Genomic DNA, 19,892 nt, shown 5'->3' on the forward strand with positions numbered 1-19,892 from the left:
CGCGGTCCGGTCGCGGGCAAAAAACCCGCGGACCGCGCCTAGAGCGCCTCGGCGCCCGAAATGATTTCGATCAGTTCCTTGGTGATCTGCGCCTGCCGCTGGCGGTTATAGGTGATCGACAGTTTGTTGATCATCTCGCCAGCGTTGCGCGTCGCATTGTCCATGGCGCTCATCTTGGCGCCCATCTCGCCGGCCGCGTTTTCGAGCAGTGCCCGGAAAACCTGCACGGAAATGTTGCGCGGAATGAGATCGGAGAGGATTTCGCCCGGCTCCGGTTCGTATTCATAGACAGCGTTGCCGCCATCCGTCACTTCCGCCTGAGCCGAAGCAACGCCCGCCGGAATGATCTGCTGCGCGGTCGGGATCTGGCTGATCACCGACTTGAACTGCGAATAGAACAGCGTGCAGATGTCGAAGCCACCCTCGTTGAAGAGATGGATGACCTTCTTGGCTATGGCATCGGCATTGACGAAACCGAGTGTCTTGACCTCGCGCAGATCGACGCGATCGATGATCAGCGACGCGTAGTCGCGGCGCAGGATGTCGAAACCCTTCTTGCCGACGCAGATGATCTTGACCTGCTTGCCGTCGGCCAAAAGCTTGCGGATGTGGTCGCGGGCAAGACGGGCGATCTGCGAATTGAAGCCGCCGCACAGGCCGCGCTCGGCGGTGCAGACGACGAGCAGATGCACATCATCCTTGCCGGTGCCGGTCATCAGCGCCGGGGCATCGCCACCGCCGCCGATCGCCTGGGTGATGTTGGCCAGCACGGAACCCATGCGCTCCGAATAGGGGCGCGCCGCTTCCGCAGCCTCTTGCGCACGGCGCAGCTTCGCCGCGGCGACCATCTGCATCGCCTTGGTGATCTTCTGCGTCGCCTTGACCGAGGCGATACGGTTACGAAGGTCTTTTAATGAAGGCATGCTTCAAACCTGATCCCGTCTTGTCGCTTCGCTCAGGCGAAGGTCTTGGCGAAAGCGTCGATCTCGGCCTTCAGCTTGGCGCGCAGGTCGTCCGACAGTGCCTTTTCCTTGCGGATGGCGTCGAGAACGTCCTTGCCGGCCGCACGCATGTGGCTGAGCAGGCCATGCTCGAACTTGCCGACCTGGTTGACCGGCAGCTTGTCGAGATAACCGTTGACGCCGGCGAAGATCACCGCGACCTGCTCTTCCGTCTTCAGCGGCGAGAACTGCGGCTGCTTCAGGAGTTCGGTCAGGCGCGATCCGCGGTTGAGCAGGCGCTGCGTGGCAGCGTCGAGATCCGAGCCGAACTGCGCGAAGGCCGCCATTTCGCGGTACTGCGCGAGCTCGCCCTTGATCGAGCCGGCAACCTGCTTCATCGCCTTGATCTGCGCTGCCGAGCCGACGCGCGACACCGACAGACCGACGTTCACCGCAGGACGGATGCCCTGGAAGAACAGGTTGGTTTCGAGGAAGATCTGGCCGTCGGTGATCGAGATCACGTTGGTCGGGATGTAGGCCGACACGTCGTTGGCCTGCGTCTCGATGATCGGCAGAGCGGTCAGCGACCCGCCGCCCAGATCGTCGTTGAGCTTGGCGGCGCGCTCGAGCAGGCGCGAGTGCAGGTAGAACACGTCGCCCGGATAGGCTTCGCGGCCCGGCGGGCGGCGCAGCAGCAGCGACATCTGGCGATAGGCGACGGCCTGCTTCGACAGATCGTCATAGCTGATCAGCGCGTGCATGCCGTTGTCGCGGAAATATTCACCCATGGTGCAGCCGGCGAACGGCGCCAGGAACTGCATCGGCGCCGGGTCGGAAGCGGTGGCGGCGATGATGATCGAGTATTCGAGCGCGCCGCGCTCTTCCAGCACCTTGACGAACTGCGCGACGGTCGAGCGCTTCTGGCCGACGGCGACGTAGACGCAGTAGAGCTTTTCCTTCTCGGGGCCGTTGTCGTGCACCGACTTCTGGTTGAGCATCGTGTCGAGGATGATGGCGGTCTTGCCGGTCTGGCGATCGCCGATGACCAGCTCGCGCTGGCCGCGGCCGACCGGGATCAGCGCATCGATGGCCTTGAGGCCGGTCGACATCGGCTCGTTCACCGACTTGCGCGGAATGATGCCGGGCGCCTTGACGTCGACGCGCTTGCGCTCGACTGCCTTGATCGGACCCTTGCCATCTATCGGATTGCCGAGCGCATCGACGACGCGGCCGAGCAGGCCTGGGCCGACGGGAACGTCGACGATGGCGCCGGTGCGCTTGACGATGTCGCCTTCCTTGATGTCGCGGTCGGCGCCGAAGATGACGACGCCGACATTGTCGGCTTCGAGGTTGAGCGCCATGCCGCGGATGCCGCCGGGGAATTCGACCATCTCGCCGGCCTGGACATTGTCGAGGCCGTAGACACGAGCGATACCGTCACCGACGGACAGCACCTGTCCAACTTCGGAGACCTCGGCCTCCTTGCCGAAATTCTTGATCTGGTCTTTCAGAATTGCGGAAATTTCCGCGGCGCGGATGTCCATCAGCCGACCTCTTTCAGTGCAAGCTTGAGCGAATTGAGTTTGGTTTTGAGCGACGTATCGATCTGGCGCGAGCCCATCTTGACCACCAGCCCGCCGAGCAGCGACGGATCGACGGTGACGGAGATAGCCACATCCTTGCCGGCAACGCTCTTCAGCGCCGCCTTGAGTTCGGTCTGCTGGACAGCCGTCAGCGCGTGAGCCGACGTCACTTCAGCAGCGGTCTCGCCACGGTGTTCGGCTGATATCTGGCGGAACGCCCTGATCATGCCGGGAATGGCGAACAGCCGGCGGTTGCGGGCGACGACGCGCAGGAAATTCCCGGTGAGGCCGGTGATCCCGGCCTTGTCGGCGATCGCCGCGATGGCCTTCGCCTGGTCCTCGCTGGAGAACACCGGGCTGTTGATCAGCCGGGTGAGATCAGCGCTGCCCGCGAGCATGATTTCGAAACTGTTGAGGTCGGCTTCGACCTTGGCCACGGAATTTGCCTGCAGGGCGAGTTCGAACAGCGAACCCGCATAGCGTTCTGCGACACCTGAGATTGGCGATGACGATTGAGCCACGGACCGTCTTTTCTCTTGTCTGACAGGCCGTAGATTGTTGGCGCGAGCAAAAACTCTGGCTAAATCTTTGACCTTACTGCATTTTTTCGAGCACGGAGGCGCGGCTTCCGCTATCCCCGGCCGAAAGTCGATTGCCGTCTAGCACAGGCATTTTAAGACCGCAATGCGTCGTTCCGCATGGTTTTCAGGCACTATTGTCGCATCCAGCGAAAGTCGCCCGTCTTCCATCGCGGAATACCCAATGATTCAAGGCAGAAAGCCGAAGGCGAAGGCGAGCGGCAACGCCGCCAGGACCAATTCCAGCACAATGGAAACCCAATTGAAAGGCGTGTTGGCGCCATCAGACATCATCGACAGCAGCCGGCCGAAGGCAGTGAACAGCCAGGAGAAGCCAAGCGCCATGTAGATCAGCGGCTGCGCCAGCAGGATACAGCACAGGCCGACACCGAGATAAAAGCCCGACATCCTGCCGCGCCCCTCGGCGATCGCCGCAGCCTTCTCTGGCTTGACCTGCAGGCGCAGGGCACGAAAGGCGAGACCCGGCGCCAGGAAGAACAAAAGCCCGAGCAGCACCGTGAAGACGGCGCTCGACCAAGCCAGCCATTCGCCCTGGCTCGTCGGCCATGGAAGCGCAAAATCCATCTTGTCCCCTCGAAATGCCTGTTTTGAAATTCCGGGCATTCTAACGGAGGAAAGCCCCCGCGCCAGATGGGTCCAGGTACTTTAGGCAGCGCGCATCAACCGAGCGCGAATTCCACAGCCGCCTCGGCATGGATGCGCGTCGTGTCGAAGACCGGGATGTCGAAATCCTGCTGGCCGATGAGCATGGTGATCTCAGTGCAGCCCATGATGACGCTGTCGGCCGCCTCTTCGCGGCGCAGGCGTTCGGTCTCGGCGATATAGGCCGCCTTCGAGACCTCCGTGACGATGCCCTGGCACAGTTCTTCGTAGATGACACGGTGCACCATGTCGCGCCCGGCCGCATCAGGCACCACGGGGTCCAAGCCAAATCTGTCAGCGAGCCGGCCCTTGTAGAAATCCTGCTCCATGGTGAAGCGCGTCGCCAGCAGCGCCGGACGCTGCATTCCGGCACGCTTGACCGCCACTGCGGTGGCATCGGCGATGTGGATCAGCGGGATCGACACCGACGCCTGCACCTGATCGGCCAGTTTGTGCATGGTGTTGGTGCACAAAAGCAGACCTTCCGCGCCGCCGGCCTCGAGCTTGCGCGCCGCTTCTACGAGGAGCACGCCGGCACCGTCCCAATCGCCGTGATGCTGCCGCTCGGCGATTTCGGCAAAGTCGAACGACCACAGAAGCAGTTTCGCGGAATGCAGCCCACCCAGCCGTTCGCGCACGATCTCGTTGAGCAGGCGATAGTAGATGGCGGTCGATTCCCAGCTCATGCCGCCGAGCAGGCCAAGGGTCTTCATATGAGTTTCCACATCTCGCTGGCTTGCGGGCAACCTATCGCTGAAAGCGCAACCTTACAAAAAACTCTGCGGGTCGACGTCGACCTGCACCCGGACCGAGCCGCGTTGCTTCGGCCCGTTGGCCAGCATGGCCCTGATAAAACCTTGCATGTCGGCGCGCCGTTCGCCCTGGATCAGCAGCCGGAAGCGGTGGCGGCCGCCGAGCAGTGACAGTGGCGCCTCGGCTGGCCCCAGCACGAACAGATCTGACGCCTCGGGTGCGGCGCGGCGCAGGCCACGTGCGTGGCCCTCGGCTTCCGCTCGTGTCACCGCACTGACGATGACACCCGCGAGCCGGCCGAAGGGCGGCAGGGCAGCCCGTTCGCGCTCGGCGATCTCACGTTCGTAAAATGCCTCGGCGTCGCCCGAGACGATCGCCCGCATCACCGGGTGGTCGGGCTGAAAAGTCTGCAAAAGGCCAAGGCTCTTCTTGCCGGTGCGGCCGGCGCGGCCGGTGACCTGGCTGAGCAGCTGGAACGTGCGCTCGGCGGCGCGCGGATCGCCATTGGCAAGGCCAAGATCGGCGTCGACAACGCCGACCAAAGTCATGTTGGGAAAGTTGTGGCCCTTGGCGACGAGCTGCGTGCCGATGACGATGTCGGCCTCGCCATCGGCGATCGCTTCCAGCTCCAGCCGCAGCCGCCGCACGCCGCCCATCAGGTCGGACGACAAGACGATGGTGCGCGCGTCGGGGAAATGCGTCACGACCTCCTCGGCGATGCGCTCGACACCCGGCCCGCAGGCGACCAGATGATCCAGCGTGCCGCATTCCGGGCAGGCTTCGGGGCGGCGCTCATTGTGGCCGCAATGATGGCAGACGAGTTGCCCGCGAAACCGGTGCTCGACCAGCCAGGCCGAGCAGACCGGGCAGCCGAAGCGATGGCCGCAGACCCGGCACAGCGTCAGTGGCGCATAGCCGCGCCGGTTGAGGAACAGCAGCGATTGCTCCTGCCTCTCCAGCGTCTGGCGCATCTGGTCGAGCAGAACCGGCGACAGGAAACCGCCACGCGCCGGCGGCGCACGCCGCATGTCGACCGCCTTCAGATGCGGAAGTGCTGCCTCGGCGAAGCGAGCGGAAAGCACCGCCCTGTCGTAGCGGCCCTGGCTGGCATTGACCCGGCTCTCGACCGATGGCGTCGCCGACGCCAGCACGATCGGAAAGCTGCCGATATGGCCGCGCACCACGGCCATATCGCGCGCATTGTAGAAGACGCGGTCCTCTTGCTTGTAGGCGGGGTCGTGCTCCTCGTCGACGACGATCAGGCCGAGCTCCTTGAACGGCAGGAACAGCGCCGAGCGCGCGCCGGCGACGACGCGCACGCCGCCTTCCGCCACTTGCCGCCAAACCCGCTCGCGCATCCGCGGCGGCAGGTCGGAATGCCATTCGCCCGGCTTGGCGCCGAAGCGCTGCTGGAAGCGCTCGAGAAAGGCATGCGTCAGCGCGATTTCCGGCAGCAGGATCAGAACCTGCCTCCCCTGGTCGAGCGCAGCCGCCACCGCCTCGAAATAGACCTCGGTCTTACCCGAACCGGTGACGCCGTCGAGCAACGCGACGTTGAACACGCCGGCTGCGACATTGGCGCGCAGCATCTGCGCCGCGGCGCCCTGGTCCGGCATCAGTTCCGGAATAGCGTAGCCGGGATCGGGCGCGGCCACCACCGGGCGCGGCGGGATCATCACCGTCTCGAACACGCCTTGCGCCCTCAGGCCGTCGATCACCGTCGAGGACACGCCGGCGGCGTGAGCGAGGCCGGATCGCGTCCAGGCAAGGCCGCCTTCGGCCGTCTCCAGCACGCGCTGCCTGGCGCCCGTCATCCGGTCAGGTGCGAGAAGCGTGCGCTGCAACCCCTCGATCCACGGTTCGGGGTCGAAAGCCTCCGGCGCCCGAAGCAGCATGCGCGCCACCATGCCCGGCGGCGACAGCGTGTACTGCGCCACCCAGTCGACGAAACGGCGCATCGCGCGGTCGATCGGCGGGCAGTCGAAGACCTGTTCGATGGGGCGCAGCTTTTTCGCGTCGACCTTCTCGACCGCGCCATCCCAGACGATGCCGGCGACCTGGCGCGGCCCGAGCGGCACACGCACGATCGAGCCCGGCACCACGCGCATGCCGGCCGGCACGGCGTAGGTGTAGGGGCGTTCGGCGGGCATCGGCACCAGCACCGGTGCGGCTGCGACAAAGGGCGAATCTTCGATCATGAGGCGTGACCTTGCCCTGACTTTGGTCTAGATCAAAGGCCGACCCCAAATGTGCATGGCATGCACATGAAAATCTTCAGGAGACCCGCCATGAAATTTTTTGTCGACACCGCCGACGTCAAGGATATCCGTGAGCTGAACGATCTGGGGCTGCTCGACGGCGTCACCACCAATCCGTCGCTGATCCTCAAATCCGGCGGCAAGATCGCCGAGGTAACCAAACAGATTTGCGACATCGTCAAGGGTCCGGTCTCGGCTGAAGTCACCGCCACCGAATATTCCGAGATGATGCAGCAGGCCAAGGCTCTGGCCAAGATAGCCGACAATGTCTGCATCAAAGTGCCGCTGACGTTGGACGGCCTCAAGGCCTGCAAGACCATCCGCACCGAGATGAACCGCCTGGTCAACGTCACCCTGTGCTTTTCGGCCAACCAGGCGCTGCTTGCGGCCAAGGCCGGCGCCTCGTTCATCTCGCCCTTCGTCGGCCGCATCGACGACATCGGCATCGACGGCATGGAGCTGATCCAGGAAATCCGGCAGATCTATGATAATTACGATTTCCAGACCGAGATCCTCGTCGCCTCGGTGCGCACCGTGAACCACGTCAAGCAGGCGGCACTGATCGGCGCCGACGTCGTGACCGCGCCGCCGGCGACCCTGAAGGCCCTGGTCAACCATCCGCTGACCGACAAGGGCCTCGCCGCCTTCCTCGCCGACTGGGCCAAGACCGGCCAATCGATTGGCTGAGATGGCGATCGGCTGAAGCCAATGCGCTTGCAGTGAAAAAAGACCGGGCAACCGGTCTTTTTTATGTGCTGCGGGTGGGGTGACTTTCCATGTCTTTGTTTTTGCGTGCCTTGCACTAGCTCTTTTGGCTTTACTGCATCGCAGCATTGCATCCAGCTGAAATCGAGAGCGACAAGTTCAAAACAGGATATTTGATCGAGTTCACCAGATCGACACGCTGCTGAAGCATACCCTGGATATCACGCTAGAGAGATGCCCTTCGACGAACTTAAAAAACGATGACTTGGTCGAACCCTTTGTAAAGGTGCTGGCTGTAGCTTCGATGTTTTAGCTACTGGGTCGAACATGAGCCTTCTAATCTCAATCGCCTTTTCTGTTCTTGCATCAATAGGACTCGCTTTCGCAAAGGCATTTTCAATCTACGGCCTCATTCGGGACAAACGTTATTCGTGGGTGAGTTTCATAGTGATTTCGGTCGTGTGGCTTGGCGCAACGGTGCTGAGTGCCAACCGGACGTGTGGTCAATGGGGGTGTAGCTGGGGCCTTCACTTCGGTTGGATTCTTGCCCTGTTGCCTCAAGGCTTCGTGACGAATGTTGCGTTAGGTGAGAAGCTATTTGTGATTGCGTTGCTTACATATTTGGGACTGTGCATCTATTTCTTCGGGCATGTCATTGGCTGGTTATCCTATGTGGTCGTCAGCATTGGAAAGGCCGTCACTAAGCGCTAGTGTAGATGCTTAAGGTTTAGGCTGGGATAGGTGATGGAATTCACGAGCTTGACCCGCAGCTGAAGCATCCCCTGAAGCATGATCCCATAACGGCCGGGGTCGCTCAGTCCGCGCCGTCATCCTCAGGCACGGTCGCCGGCTGGCGCCGGCCCACGATGATTTCGCGTTTGCCGACATGGTTGGGTGTGCCGACCAAGCCTTCCTTTTCCATACGCTCGACCAGCGACGCGGCGCGGTTGTAGCCTATGCCGAGACGGCGCTGTATGTAGGACGTCGAACACTTCTTGTCGCGCACCACCACCTTGACCGCCTCGTCGTAGATGGCATCGCTGTCTTCGGCTGCAACCGATCCCTTGTCGAAGACCGCGCCCTGGTCGTCTTCGATTTCTTCCTCATCCTCGTCGGCGGTCACGGTTTCCAGATATTCAGGCCGGCCCTGCGCCTTGAGATGCGCGACCACATGCTCGACCTCCGCGTCGGAGACAAACGGCCCATGCACGCGCGAAATGCGCCCGCCACCCATCATGTGCAGCATGTCGCCCTGGCCGAGCAGCTGCTCGGCGCCCTGCTCGCCCAGGATGGTGCGGCTGTCGATCTTCGACGTCACCTGGAAGGAAATCCGGGTCGGGAAATTGGCCTTGATCGTGCCCGTGATGACGTCGACCGAGGGACGCTGCGTTGCCATGATCAGGTGGATGCCGGCAGCACGCGCCATCTGCGCCAAACGCTGGATGGCGCCTTCGATCTCCTTGCCGGCGACCATCATCAGGTCGGCCATCTCGTCGACGATGACGACGATGTAGGGCATCGGCGCCAGGTCTACTTCCTGCCGTTCGAAAAGCGGTTCGCCGGTGCCCTTTTCGAAGCCGGTCTGCACCGTCATGACGACGGTTTCGCCCTTGTCGCGGGCTTGGGCGGCGCGCTCGTTGTAGCCGTCGATGTTGCGCACACCGAGCCGCGCCATCTTGCGATACCGGTCCTCCATTTCGCGCACCGCCCATTTGAGCGCCGTGACGGCTTTTTTTGGATCGGTGACGACGGGCGTCAGAAGATGCGGGATGCCGTCATAGACAGAGAGTTCGAGCATTTTGGGATCGACCATGATCAGCCGGCATTCTTCCGGCTTCAGCCGATAGAGCAACGACAGGATCATGGTGTTGATGGCAACCGACTTGCCGGAGCCGGTGGTTCCGGCCACGAGCAGATGCGGCATCTTCGCCAGCTCGGCAATGACAGGCTCGCCGCCGATCGTCTTGCCGAGACACAGCGCCAGCTTGCAGCTCGTCTTGCGGAAGCCCTCCGATTCGATCAGCTCCCGGAAATAGACGGTTTCGCGCATCTCGTTCGGGAGCTCGATGCCGATGACGTTGCGGCCGGGCACGACGGCGACGCGCGCCGAAATCGCCGACATGGAGCGGGCGATATCGTCGGCAAGCCCGATGACGCGAGAAGATTTGACGCCCGGCGCCGGTTCGAACTCATAGAGCGTGACGACCGGGCCGGGACGAACATGAATGATCTCGCCACGCACGCCGAAGTCTTCGAGCACGCTTTCCAGGAGATCCGCGTTCTGCTCGAGCCGCTCCTGCGACATGTAGAAGCCTTGTCCCTCCGGTGGCTGCTGCAACAGCTCTTCCGAGGGAAGCTCATAGGGATCGCCCGCGGTTGACAGCACGACCTTTCCAGCCCCAGGCAAGCGTGCAGAGCGGGCGCCAACGGCCTTGGCAGGGAGGTTCACACTTGGCGCGGACGGCTTGGAAACGGCGACGCTTTTGGCGGCTGGAATTGCGACAGGCTGGACCGGCGACGGCGCATTGCTCGCCGGCACGTCAGGTTGGGCGACGGCCTGGTTCGAATTGGCCGGCCAAACATCCGGCAACGGCTTCAAGGCCTGGCCCGGCAGGCAGTCGATGACGCGAAACAATGCGGTGGCATCGGTCCCTGTCGTCGGACGGATATCGATCGGCATAGTGGTGACTGGCGCTGCGGCGAGCGGCGCAGGCGACGTTGAACCGATTTGCCGGGCCGGCGGCGAAACGTCGACCAGATAGGGTGCCATAGCCTCAAAGAAGGCATGATCCGAAAGATAGGGCCAGCGCTGCCTTTCGGTTTTGGTCGGGGCGCCCGGAGCAACGGACGCACGCACGGATGCCCGTCCCGTTGCGACCGTCCTCGGCGGCACCGGCGCAACGGCTGGCGCCCTCTCCCTGGCGCGCACCGACGGGACAAAGGCAGCAGCCGGCGGTAATGGCTCTTGCGTGGCGCGCCCGGTCTGCGGCTGGGAGGCAGGGCTTTTCACCGACGCCGGCAATGCCAGGAGCGAGGGCGCGGAGGACGCCCTGCCGACCATGGGTTGCGCAACGGCTTGCTGTGCCGGGCGCGTCGCGCCGTGTTCGACGACACGCTCGTGCTGCGGATGATGCTTCCTGGCCTCATAATCCGGCGTGCGTGTAAAACGCACGTTGGGTGCAAGGAAGAAATATTCCTGCCAGGCAGGGCTCTCGATATCGCCGATTTTCGAAGGCGTGTCGTCGGAGCCACTCCGCGGCTCCATATAGGGCCGCTTGTTGCCGCCGAGATCGACCATAGGCGCGGAATAGCCGGCCTGGCGTGTGGCGGGCTGCCGACCGTCCGGCTCCTTGCGAGCCATACGATCAAGGGCGCCTGCGGCGGAAGAACTTCGCTGATCACCCCTGTCGCCAATGCTCTCGAAGCGCTTCCCCTCGGGATCATCAGGCGGTGCGGCCGTCGACAAATTGACCCGGGAAAAACGCTTGGCTTCCATTCTCAAGACTCACTCTGAAATGTCTGCCGAGCAATAGGGAGCGAGTGGTTAACAGTTGCTTCCCGGATGGGTCGCCTACGATCCTGAGCGCCAAAATCTTCGCGAGCGACGCGGCACGATCGTCGCCTCGCCGCACCCACCGCGGTGGCGCGATCTACTCGCTGTGCCATGGCAGGCCGATGGGTCTCTTCGGCCAATCTCTGTTCAGAATCTGGCTCTGTTCGGGAATCTGGTCATGATCCCACGATCATCCCGTCATGCCTGGGGCGCCAGACCGTTTTCGTGAAGCAGATGAGGTGCGCTAGCCGGTCTTGCCGTGCCGGACAAGGTCCTGGGCAATGGACAGCTGCAGCGCTTCCGCCAACTCTCGCGCAGCGCGATTCTCGGCGTCGATCTGCGCCCGGTATGCGGCGAATTCCTGACGCGGCCTGTCGAAGGACGAGGTGATCGAACGCTTGCCGGATGCGATCACCACGCCGGTCTTCGCATCGGCCAGCGTATAGCTGCCGGTCAGCGTCACGGAACCGGCGGTCGGCTCGTCTTCGTCGGTTCCGACCTGCACAAGTGCCGCGGACTCGACCGCTTCGGTCACGCCGAGATTGAGCGAATAGGCCGGCGAGGCCGGCTCGCCGGCGCCTCGTCCAAACCCGAAAATGAGATTGTTGCGCACCTGTTGGCCGTAACGCGTATTGACCGGCTTGATGCCGATCAACGCCAGTTCGGCACTGGCACTGGCCTGCGAACCCGACAGTGGCGCGCTCGAATAGAGCGGCCGCACCGTGCAGGCCGAGACAAGCGCGAGCGAACCTATCAGGCCGGCAAGCGCCATGCGGCGCAGCAAATGGCTCAACTCTGTCTTTTCCCGATCAGGCAACGACATTGACGATCCTCTGCGGCACGATGATCACCTTGCGCGGAGCCTTCCCTTCGAGTGCTTTCTGCACGAAGTCGAGAGCCAATACCGCTTTTTCGACCGCACCTTGGTCCGCGTCGCGGGCAATTGTCAAATCCCCCCGCTTCTTGCCGTTGACCTGTACCGGATAGGTGACTTCGTTGTCGACGACCAGCGCCGGATCGAAGACCGGCCACGGCCGTTCGGCAACGAGATCGGTGCCGCCGAGCGTTGCCCAGCACTCCTCGGCCAGATGCGGCATGACCGGCGCGATCAGATGCACGAGAATCTCCACCGCCTGCCGGCAGGCGCCTTTCAGCGCTGCATCGGCCTTGCCTTCGGCCACCTCGTTAAGCGGCGTGGTCAGCGCGTTGGCCAGTTCGTAGATGCGGGCGATGGCGCGGTTGAAAGCGAGCTTCTCGATATCCTCTCCGACCGCCTTGAGGATCTTGTGCGCGGCCTTGGAAACCACCGCGGCCTCGCCGCTGCTGGCCGCCACGGGCTTGATGCCGGCCAGTGTTTCCGCCGCCGTCGACACCAGGCGCCAGATGCGCTGGATGAAGCGATGCGCGCCGGCGGCGCCATCGTCGGTCCACTCGACATCGCGCTCGGGAGGCGAATCCGACAGCATGAACCAGCGCGCCGTATCGGCGCCGTAGCCATCGGTGATGTCTTCCGGGCTCACCGTGTTCTTCTTCGACTTCGACATCTTTTCCAGCGGGCCGATGGAGACGGTCTCGCCGGTGGCGATCTCGATGGCGCTGCGCTTGCCGTCGACGTCCTCCAGCCGAACTTCGGTGGGCGCCAGCCAGCGGCCGTTCGATGCCGAGCCAACGCGATAGGTTTCGTGCACCACCATGCCTTGCGTGAACAGGCCCTTGAACGGCTCGGCCAGATCGACATGGCCGGCCTCGCGCATGGCGCGGGTGAAGAAGCGCGAATAGAGCAGATGCAGGATCGCGTGCTCGATCCCGCCAATATACTGGTCGACCGGCAGCCATTCGTTGGCCGCCTTGGGATCGGTCGGTTCATGTGCCCACGGCGCGGTGAAGCGGGCAAAATACCACGACGAATCGACGAACGTGTCCATCGTGTCGGTTTCGCGCCGCGCATCCCTGCCGCATTGCGGACATTTCACATGCCGCCATGTCGGATGACGGTCGAGCGGATTGCCCGGGCGGTCGAAATCGACATCGTCGGGCAGCTTCACCGGCAGGTCCGCCTTCGGCACCGGCACCACGCCGCAAGCCTCGCAATGGATCATCGGGATAGGGCAGCCCCAGTAGCGCTGGCGCGAAATGCCCCAATCGCGCAGACGGAAATTCACCTTGCGCTCGGCCATCGGCCGGTTGCCGATCGTCTTCTGCTCCAGCAGTTTGGCGACTTCGTCGAAAGCCTGATCCGGCTTCAAGCCGTTGAGAAAGCGCGAATTGATCATCACGCCGTCATCGACATAGGCTTCATCGATGATCTGGAACGTCGCCGGATTCTCGCCTTCCGGCATCACCACCGGAATCACCGGCAGGCCATATTTGTTGGCGAAGTCGAGGTCGCGCTGGTCGCCGGACGGGCAGCCGAAAATGGCGCCGGTGCCGTATTCCATCAAAACGAAATTGGCGACATAGACAGGCAGCGTCCAGTTGTCGTCAAACGGATGGACGACGCGGAGGCCGGTGTCAAAACCCTTCTTCTCAGCTGTCTCCAGCGCCGCCACCGAGGTGCCCATATGGCCGATATCCTCGATGAACTTCGCCAGTGCCGGATTGTGCGCAGCGGCCTTCTTGGCCAACGGATGATCGGCGGCGACAGCCATGAAGGAAGCGCCGAAGATGGTGTCGGGCCTTGTCGTATAGACTTCCAGCTCATGCTCGCCATCGGAGGCGTCGGCCAGAGGCCAACGGATCAGCAGGCCTTCCGAGCGGCCGATCCAGTTCTGCTGCATCAGCTTCACTTTTTCCGGCCATTCGTCGAGGCCTTCGAGCGAATCCAGCAGATCCTGGGCGAAGTCGGTGATCTTGAAGAACCACTGCGTCAGTTCGCGCTGTTCGACCAGCGCGCCCGAGCGCCAGCCGCGCCCGTCGATGACCTGCTCGTTGGCAAGCACCGTCATGTCCTCCGGATCCCAGTTGACCTTGGAGGATTTGCGCGTCACCAGCCCCTTCTCGACAAAGTCGAGGAACAGCATCTGCTGGCGGTGGTAGTAATCGACGTCGCAGGTGGCGAATTCGCGCGCCCAGTCCAGCGACAGCCCCATGACCTTGAGCTGCTCGCGCATGGTGGCGATGTTCTGGTAGGTCCACTCCTTGGGGTGGACCTTATTCTGCATCGCCGCGTTTTCGGCCGGCATGCCGAAGGCGTCCCAGCCCATCGGGTGCAGCACGTTGAAGCCCTTGGCCCGCTTGTAGCGCGCCACCACGTCGCCCATCGTGTAATTGCGGGTATGACCGATATGGATGCGCCCCGACGGATAGGGGAACATCTCCAGCACGTAGTATTTCGGGCGCGGATCGTCATTGTGCGCTTCGAACAGCTTCTTGGCGTCCCAGGCCTTCTGCCATTTGGGCTCTGACGCGCGCGGATTGTATCGTTCGGTTGCCATGGGACGTTTTTCACTTAAAAGCATGCGCGAACTGCGGGCGATGGCTCGGCAGTTCAGGGAATGTGGTCCGGGTGTTCACCATGGTTTGGCAAACCCGTCAACCATATGGGTACCGCGTCTGACAAAAACGCCGGTCAAAACAGCAGGATTTGCATATGGGTGACGCCGTTCAGCAATTTTTCGCGGTCAAGGCGAAGATCGCCGCCGCCGAACGCGAGGCCGGCCGCGAAGCCGGCGCCGTGATCCTGGTCGCGGTCTCAAAGACCTTTGATGCCGCCGACATCGGCCCGGTCATCGAAGCCGGCCAGCGCGTCTTCGGCGAGAACCGGGTGCAGGAGGCGCAAGCCAAATGGCCTGATCTGAAGGACGCATTTCCCGACATCGAACTGCATCTGATCGGCCCGCTGCAATCCAACAAGGCTAGGGAAGCGGTAGCACTGTTCGACGTCATCGAGACGGTCGATCGCGAGAAGATCGCCGCCGAACTCGCCAAGGAGATCGCCAAACAGGGCCGCGCGCCAAAACTCTATGTCCAGGTCAACACCGGCTCCGAGCCGCAGAAGGCCGGCATCGAGCCCCGCGACGCCGTGGCCTTCGTCGCCCGCTGCCGCGACGTGCACGGCCTCGCCATCGAAGGCCTGATGTGCATCCCGCCGGCCGACGAGAATCCCGGTCCGCATTTTGCGCTGTTGGAGAAGCTTAGCAAGGAAGCCGACGTCGCCAAACTCTCAATGGGCATGTCCGGCGACTACGAAACAGCAATCGCCTTCGGCGCCACCAGCGTCCGCGTCGGTTCGGCGATCTTCGGCACTCGCTGAGACGCAACGGCGTTTGGGCCAATCCGACAGGCTCGTTGCTCCAGGACTGGAAACGAAACGTACCGTTCCTATTTGCTTTGGGTCGTCACAAACTCTCTGGAGCCGCCACCATGCGCTACAACCAGCTTGGAAATACGGGGATGTTCGTCTCCGAACTGTGCCTCGGCACCATGACCTTCGGCGCCGCCGGCCAGAATGCCCAATGGGGCCTGATCGCCAGCCTCGACCAGAAGGGCGTCAACGAGATCGTTGCCCATTCGCTTGCCGCCGGCGTCAATTTCTTCGATACGGCCGACGTCTACTCCTTTGGCGAATCCGAACGGTTGCTCGGCCAGTCGCTCAGGGATCTCAAGATCAACAGGCAGAATGTGGTCATCGCCACCAAGGCGCATGGCGCCATGGGTGAAGGCCCCAACCAGCGCGGCTCGTCACGCGGCCACATCATGGATTCGATCGATGCCAGCTTGGAGCGGCTGCAGCTCGACCATATCGATCTCTATCAGTTGCACGGCACCGACACGGTGACGCCGATCGACGAGACGCTGCGAGCGCTCGACGATCTCGTTGCCAGCGGCAAGGTCCGCTATGTCGGCGTCTCCAACTGGGCGGCATGGCGCATCGCCAAGGCGCTCGGCATCGCCGAGCGCAAGGGTTTCGCCCGTTTCGAGACCGTGCAGTCCTATTATTCGATCGCCGGCCGCGATCTCGAGCGCGAAATCGTGCCGCTGCTCAACGAGGAAAAACTCGGCCTGATGGTGTGGTCGCCGATGGCCGGCGGCCTGCTCTCCGGCAAATATGGCCCCGGCGCACCCGGCAATGGCGAAGGCCGCCGCGCGTCCTTCAACTTCCCGCCGGTCAATGAGGACCGCGCCTGGGCGGCCGTTGCCGTCATGCGCGACATAGCCAAAAAACATGATGTGAGCGTCGCCACGGTGGCGCTCGGCTATGTCCTGGCCAAGCCCTTCGTGATGAGCGTCATCATCGGCGCCAGCCGCATGGACCAGCTTGAACAGAACCTCGCAGCGACTGAAGTGAAGCTCGACACCGACGATCTCGCCCGCCTCGACGAGGTCAGCGCGCTGCCGTCCGAATATCCAGGCTGGATGCTGGAGCGCCAGGCAGCGGGCCGCCGTCCGGCGGCGTTCACGCCGAAAGCATAAATACAGCCCACGCTGACATCTCGGGAGCCGTGGCTCCGGAGATGTCAGGTCAGCCGGACGCTCTCGACCAGAAAGTCGAGAAAGGCGCGCACCCGCGCCGGCAGATGCCGGCCCTGGCCGACATAGACGGCGTGGGTCGGCTCCTCGTCACCCGGATTGAATGCCTCCAACAGCGGCACCAGTCTGCCGGCCGCTATGTCTTCCGCCACATGCCAGCGCGCCAGCCGGGCGATGCCCGCGCCCGCCAGTGCCATGAGCCGCATCGCCTCACCATCGCTGACCAGCGTGTTGCCGGTGATCGGAATCATGATGGCGCGGCCTTCCGCGTCGAGGAACGGCCAGCCATCGAGGTGCCTGACGAAGCCGAAGCCCATGCGGTTGTGCCTGTCGAGATCGGCTGGCGTCAGCGGTATGCCGTGCGTATCGAGGTAAGAAGGTGCTGCAACAACGACCACCGGGCTTTGCCCGAGCTTGCGCGCCACCAGCCGTGACCCACTCAATGGCCCGGCACGGATGGCAACATCGGCGCGCTCCGCCATCAGGTCGACGACGCTGTCGGTCAGCACCAGATCGACCGAAATCTCGGGGTAGCGTTCCAGGAACCGAGGCAGAAGCGGGACCAGCCGATGCACCCCGAAGGGCACGTAGCTGTTAATGCGCACACGTCCGCGCGGTGAAGCACCCGCCGCTGCCTCCTGCTCGGCTGCCGCCATGTCGGCGAGGATGCGCAGGCCGCTCTCGTAGAATGCTGTGCCTTCCGGCGTCAGTTGCAGCTTTCGCGTCGAGCGGCTGACCAGCCGCGCGCCAAGCCGGGCCTCCAGCCGCGCGATCAGCTTGCTCACCGCCGACGGCGTCATGCGCAACGCGCGTGCCGCGGAGGAGAAACTGCCTTCCTCGACGACGCGCACGAACACTTCGATCTCGCCGGAGCGATTGATGTCGGGCCTGGCCATTCATGAATCTATTTCACAGAAAATATGCCCAAGGCAAGTCTGGTTCACAATGCAGGGAAGCACGATCTCAGGGGTCGGGGCGCGGGACGGCGCTCTTCGCATCGAAGTGGAAAACCGCCATGCCTCTTGCTCTCTACGCCCTCGCCGCCGGTGCCTTCGGCATCGGCGTCACCGAATTCGTCATTATGGGTTTGCTGCTCGATGTCAGCAAGGATCTCGGCGTTTCGATTTCGGCTGCCGGCCAGCTCATTTCGGGCTATGCGCTTGGCGTCGTCATCGGCGCGCCCTTGCTGACCATCGCCACCGGCAACTGGCCGCGCAAGACCGTGCTTCTGGCGCTGATGGCGATCTTCACGCTCGGCAATCTCGCCTGCGCGTTGGCGCCCGACTACTGGACGCTGATGGGCGCCCGCATCATCACCGCCTTTGCCCACGGCACATTCTTCGGCGTCGGCTCGGTGGTCGCCACAGGGCTGGTCGCACCCAACAGACAAGCCTCGGCGATCGCGCTGATGTTCACCGGCCTGACCATCGCCAACATCCTCGGCGTGCCCTTCGGCACCTGGCTCGGCCAGGCCTTTGGCTGGCGGGCGACCTTCTGGGCCGTGACAGTGGTCGGTGTGGCCGCCTTCGCCGTCATCCTGGCTCTGGTGCCACGCAGCCGGACGGCGCCCGAAAAGAGCGACCTGCGCGCCGATCTCGCGGTTTTACGCCGCACCCCCGTCCTGCTCGGCCTCGCCACCACCGTGCTCGGCTATGCCGGCGTCTTCGCCGTCTTCACTTATATCGCTCCGTTGCTGACCGAGATCAGCGGCTTCAAGGAAGCAGCCGTGTCGCCGATCCTGCTCGTCTTCGGCGGCGGTCTCATCGCCGGCAATTTGCTTGGCGGCAAGGTCGCCGACCGCTGGCTTGTGCCGGCCGTGCTGGGCAGTCTGGTGGTGCTGGCCCTGGTGCTCGCAACGATGACCTTCGCCATCCACAGCCAGGTGATGGCCGTCATCTATGTCGGCCTGCTCGGTGCCGCCGCCTTTGCCACCGTGGCGCCGCTGCAGATGTGGGTGCTGGACAAGGCGCAAGGTGCCGGCCAGAGCCTCGCCTCGTCCTTCAACATCGCCGCTTTCAATCTCGGCAACGCCGCAGGCGCCTGGCTTGGCGGCGCGGTGATTGCCCAAGGGCTTGGCCTGGGTGCCCTGACCTGGGTCGCCGCCTTGCTGCCGCTCACGGCGCTCGGCGCGGCCGGACTGGCGCTGCGTCTCGATCGTACCCCGGCGCTCGGCGCACCTGCCTCCATCCGCTCGTGACTACCCTCGGCAAACCCTTCCGACACCCTTCATACCACCAGGAGTAAAAAGATGGATTATCGACGTCTCGGTGCATCGGGCTTGAAAGTGCCCGCACTCTCATTCGGCGCGGGAACCTTTGGCGGTTCCGGCCCGCTGTTCGGCGCCTGGGGCAACAGCGACGCCAGGGAAGCGCGGCGGCTGATCGACATCTGCCTGGAGGCTGGTGTCAATTTGTTCGACACGGCCGACGTCTATTCGAACGGCGCTTCTGAACAGGTGCTTGGCGACGCGATAAAAGGCCGCCGCGATGCCGTGCTGATCTCGACCAAGACCGCGCTGCCGATGGGCGATGGGCCGGGCGATTACGGCTCGTCACGTTCGCGGCTGATCAGATCCGTGGATGATGCGCTGAGGCGCCTCGGCACCGACTACATCGACCTTTTGCAGCTACACGCCTTCGATGCCGGCACGCCGATCGAGGAGGTGCTGTCGACGCTGGACAACCTGATCCGTGCCGGCAAGCTGCGCTATGTCGGCGTCTCCAACTTCTCCGGATGGCAAGTGATGAAGTCGTTGGCGCAAGCCGACAGCCAAGGCTATCCGCGCTATGTCGCCCATCAGGTCTACTATTCGCTGGTCGGCCGCGACTATGAGTGGGAGCTGATGCCGCTCGGCCTCGACCAGGGCGTCGGTGCATTGGTGTGGAGCCCGCTTGGCTGGGGCCGCCTGACCGGCAAGATCCGCCGTGGCCAGCTCCTACCGGAACAGAGCCGGCTGCACGACACGGCAAGCTTCGGTCCGCCGGTCGAGGACGAGCATCTCTATCGAGTGATGGATGCCCTCGATGTCGTGGCCGAAGAAACCGGCAAGACCGTGCCGCAGATCGCCATCAACTGGCTGCTGCAGCGCCCGACCGTATCGTCGGTCATCATCGGCGCCCGCAACGAGGAGCAGTTGCGCCAGAACCTCGGTGCCGTCGGCTGGACCTTGACGCCGGAGCAGATAAGGCAGCTCGACGCGGCAAGCGAGGTCACCGCGCCCTACCCGTACTTCCCGTATCGGCGGCAGGAAGGCTTTGCCCGGTTGAACCCGCCGGTGGTTTGAGCGCATCGGGCCGTCATGGCGCAAGGTTCGCGGGCCAGCGCCCCCCTCTGGCCTGCCGGCCATCTCCCCCTCAAGGGGGGAGATCGGATGTCGCGGCGACTTTCGC

16 protein-coding genes are annotated in these 19,892 nt (G+C 63.4%); 6 read left to right on the forward strand and 10 right to left on the reverse strand.

What is annotated here, in order from left to right; translation table 11 throughout:
• Nucleotides 1–38 precede the first annotated feature (38 nt).
• The 6 genes from LB559_RS17870 to LB559_RS17895 form a co-directional block, all read right to left on the reverse strand.
• Nucleotides 39–923 (reverse strand): F0F1 ATP synthase subunit gamma, encoded by an 885-nt coding sequence (locus LB559_RS17870; RefSeq protein ID WP_013529037.1) that lies wholly within the window; start codon nt 921–923, stop codon nt 39–41.
• Between the two features lie 32 nt (nt 924–955).
• Nucleotides 956–2,485: a F0F1 ATP synthase subunit alpha gene (gene atpA, locus LB559_RS17875; protein ID WP_013529036.1), complete on the reverse strand. Its 1,530-nt coding sequence runs from the start codon at nt 2,483–2,485 to the stop codon at nt 956–958.
• On the reverse strand, nt 2,485–3,045 hold the full coding sequence (locus tag LB559_RS17880) for a F0F1 ATP synthase subunit delta (protein WP_013529035.1): 561 nt from the start codon (nt 3,043–3,045) through the stop codon (nt 2,485–2,487). The genes atpA and LB559_RS17880 overlap by 1 nt, the downstream gene beginning before the upstream one ends.
• Nucleotides 3,046–3,291: 246 nt before the next feature.
• The gene (locus LB559_RS17885; protein WP_013529034.1) at nt 3,292–3,687 is read right to left on the reverse strand and encodes a DUF4345 family protein; all 396 of its coding nucleotides are present in this window, start codon (nt 3,685–3,687) and stop codon (nt 3,292–3,294) included.
• A gap of 95 nt (nt 3,688–3,782) precedes the next feature.
• Nucleotides 3,783–4,478: an aspartate/glutamate racemase family protein gene (locus tag LB559_RS17890; RefSeq protein WP_224674622.1), complete on the reverse strand. Its 696-nt coding sequence runs from the start codon at nt 4,476–4,478 to the stop codon at nt 3,783–3,785.
• A gap of 54 nt (nt 4,479–4,532) precedes the next feature.
• Nucleotides 4,533–6,716, reverse strand: a complete 2,184-nt coding sequence (locus LB559_RS17895) for a primosomal protein N' (protein WP_224674623.1) — start codon at nt 6,714–6,716, stop codon at nt 4,533–4,535.
• Between the two features lie 90 nt (nt 6,717–6,806).
• Here LB559_RS17895 and fsa point away from each other — a divergent pair, with 90 nt between their 5' ends.
• Together fsa and LB559_RS17905 are read left to right on the forward strand one after the other, a co-directional pair.
• On the forward strand, nt 6,807–7,463 hold the full coding sequence (gene fsa / locus LB559_RS17900; RefSeq protein ID WP_224674624.1) for a fructose-6-phosphate aldolase: 657 nt from the start codon (nt 6,807–6,809) through the stop codon (nt 7,461–7,463).
• Nucleotides 7,464–7,808: 345 nt separating this feature from the next.
• Nucleotides 7,809–8,192, forward strand: coding sequence for a hypothetical protein (locus tag LB559_RS17905; RefSeq protein ID WP_224674625.1), 384 nt, complete (start codon nt 7,809–7,811; stop codon nt 8,190–8,192).
• A gap of 103 nt (nt 8,193–8,295) precedes the next feature.
• Here the strand turns inward: LB559_RS17905 and LB559_RS17910 are convergent, their stop codons facing one another.
• The 3 genes from LB559_RS17910 to leuS form a co-directional block, all read right to left on the reverse strand.
• The gene (locus LB559_RS17910; protein ID WP_224674626.1) at nt 8,296–10,977 is read right to left on the reverse strand and encodes a DNA translocase FtsK; all 2,682 of its coding nucleotides are present in this window, start codon (nt 10,975–10,977) and stop codon (nt 8,296–8,298) included.
• A gap of 301 nt (nt 10,978–11,278) precedes the next feature.
• Complete coding sequence (gene lptE, locus LB559_RS17915; RefSeq protein WP_013529029.1) at nt 11,279–11,857, reverse strand: LPS assembly lipoprotein LptE; 579 nt, start codon at nt 11,855–11,857, stop codon at nt 11,279–11,281.
• On the reverse strand, nt 11,844–14,468 hold the full coding sequence (gene leuS, locus LB559_RS17920; RefSeq protein WP_224674627.1) for a leucine--tRNA ligase: 2,625 nt from the start codon (nt 14,466–14,468) through the stop codon (nt 11,844–11,846). The genes lptE and leuS overlap by 14 nt, the downstream gene beginning before the upstream one ends.
• Nucleotides 14,469–14,623: 155 nt before the next feature.
• Between leuS and LB559_RS17925 the strand changes: the two genes are divergently transcribed.
• Nucleotides 14,624–15,286, forward strand: coding sequence for a YggS family pyridoxal phosphate-dependent enzyme (locus LB559_RS17925; protein ID WP_027163466.1), 663 nt, complete (start codon nt 14,624–14,626; stop codon nt 15,284–15,286).
• A gap of 110 nt (nt 15,287–15,396) precedes the next feature.
• Complete coding sequence (locus LB559_RS17930) at nt 15,397–16,446, forward strand: aldo/keto reductase (RefSeq protein ID WP_024504218.1); 1,050 nt, start codon at nt 15,397–15,399, stop codon at nt 16,444–16,446.
• A 44-nt stretch (nt 16,447–16,490) separates the two neighbouring features.
• Here the strand turns inward: LB559_RS17930 and LB559_RS17935 are convergent, their stop codons facing one another.
• On the reverse strand, nt 16,491–17,399 hold the full coding sequence (locus tag LB559_RS17935) for a LysR substrate-binding domain-containing protein (protein WP_224674628.1): 909 nt from the start codon (nt 17,397–17,399) through the stop codon (nt 16,491–16,493).
• A gap of 119 nt (nt 17,400–17,518) precedes the next feature.
• Here LB559_RS17935 and LB559_RS17940 point away from each other — a divergent pair, with 119 nt between their 5' ends.
• Both LB559_RS17940 and LB559_RS17945 read left to right on the forward strand, forming a co-directional pair.
• Entirely contained in the window at nt 17,519–18,700 is a 1,182-nt protein-coding gene (locus tag LB559_RS17940) for an MFS transporter (RefSeq protein ID WP_224674629.1), read from the forward strand.
• Nucleotides 18,701–18,751: 51 nt separating this feature from the next.
• Nucleotides 18,752–19,786, forward strand: a complete 1,035-nt coding sequence (locus tag LB559_RS17945) for an aldo/keto reductase (RefSeq protein ID WP_024504215.1) — start codon at nt 18,752–18,754, stop codon at nt 19,784–19,786.
• The last annotated feature ends 106 nt before the right edge of the window (nt 19,787–19,892 follow it).

Origin of the sequence: Mesorhizobium sp. BR1-1-3, from assembly GCF_020165455.1 — a bacterium.
In the GTDB taxonomy this organism is placed as follows: Bacteria; Pseudomonadota; Alphaproteobacteria; order Rhizobiales; family Rhizobiaceae; genus Mesorhizobium; species Mesorhizobium ciceri.

What these genes read in the sequence shown, in the direction of transcription:
- LB559_RS17890 (WP_224674622.1), bottom strand. Translation starts at nt 4,478, where the DNA reads ATGAAGACCCTTGGCCTGCTCGGCGGCATGAGCTGGGAATCGACCGCC.
- LB559_RS17885 (WP_013529034.1), bottom strand. Translation starts at nt 3,687, where the DNA reads ATGGATTTTGCGCTTCCATGGCCGACGAGCCAGGGCGAATGGCTGGCT.
- LB559_RS17925 (WP_027163466.1), top strand. Translation starts at nt 14,624, where the DNA reads ATGGGTGACGCCGTTCAGCAATTTTTCGCGGTCAAGGCGAAGATCGCC.
- LB559_RS17935 (WP_224674628.1), bottom strand. Translation starts at nt 17,399, where the DNA reads ATGGCCAGGCCCGACATCAATCGCTCCGGCGAGATCGAAGTGTTCGTG.
- lptE (WP_013529029.1), bottom strand. Translation starts at nt 11,857, where the DNA reads ATGTCGTTGCCTGATCGGGAAAAGACAGAGTTGAGCCATTTGCTGCGC.
- LB559_RS17940 (WP_224674629.1), top strand. Translation starts at nt 17,519, where the DNA reads ATGCCTCTTGCTCTCTACGCCCTCGCCGCCGGTGCCTTCGGCATCGGC.
- LB559_RS17930 (WP_024504218.1), top strand. Translation starts at nt 15,397, where the DNA reads ATGCGCTACAACCAGCTTGGAAATACGGGGATGTTCGTCTCCGAACTG.
- leuS (WP_224674627.1), bottom strand. Translation starts at nt 14,468, where the DNA reads ATGGCAACCGAACGATACAATCCGCGCGCGTCAGAGCCCAAATGGCAG.
- LB559_RS17895 (WP_224674623.1), bottom strand. Translation starts at nt 6,716, where the DNA reads ATGATCGAAGATTCGCCCTTTGTCGCAGCCGCACCGGTGCTGGTGCCG.
- LB559_RS17870 (WP_013529037.1), bottom strand. Translation starts at nt 923, where the DNA reads ATGCCTTCATTAAAAGACCTTCGTAACCGTATCGCCTCGGTCAAGGCG.
- fsa (WP_224674624.1), top strand. Translation starts at nt 6,807, where the DNA reads ATGAAATTTTTTGTCGACACCGCCGACGTCAAGGATATCCGTGAGCTG.
- LB559_RS17910 (WP_224674626.1), bottom strand. Translation starts at nt 10,977, where the DNA reads ATGGAAGCCAAGCGTTTTTCCCGGGTCAATTTGTCGACGGCCGCACCG.
- LB559_RS17945 (WP_024504215.1), top strand. Translation starts at nt 18,752, where the DNA reads ATGGATTATCGACGTCTCGGTGCATCGGGCTTGAAAGTGCCCGCACTC.
- LB559_RS17905 (WP_224674625.1), top strand. Translation starts at nt 7,809, where the DNA reads ATGAGCCTTCTAATCTCAATCGCCTTTTCTGTTCTTGCATCAATAGGA.
- atpA (WP_013529036.1), bottom strand. Translation starts at nt 2,485, where the DNA reads ATGGACATCCGCGCCGCGGAAATTTCCGCAATTCTGAAAGACCAGATC.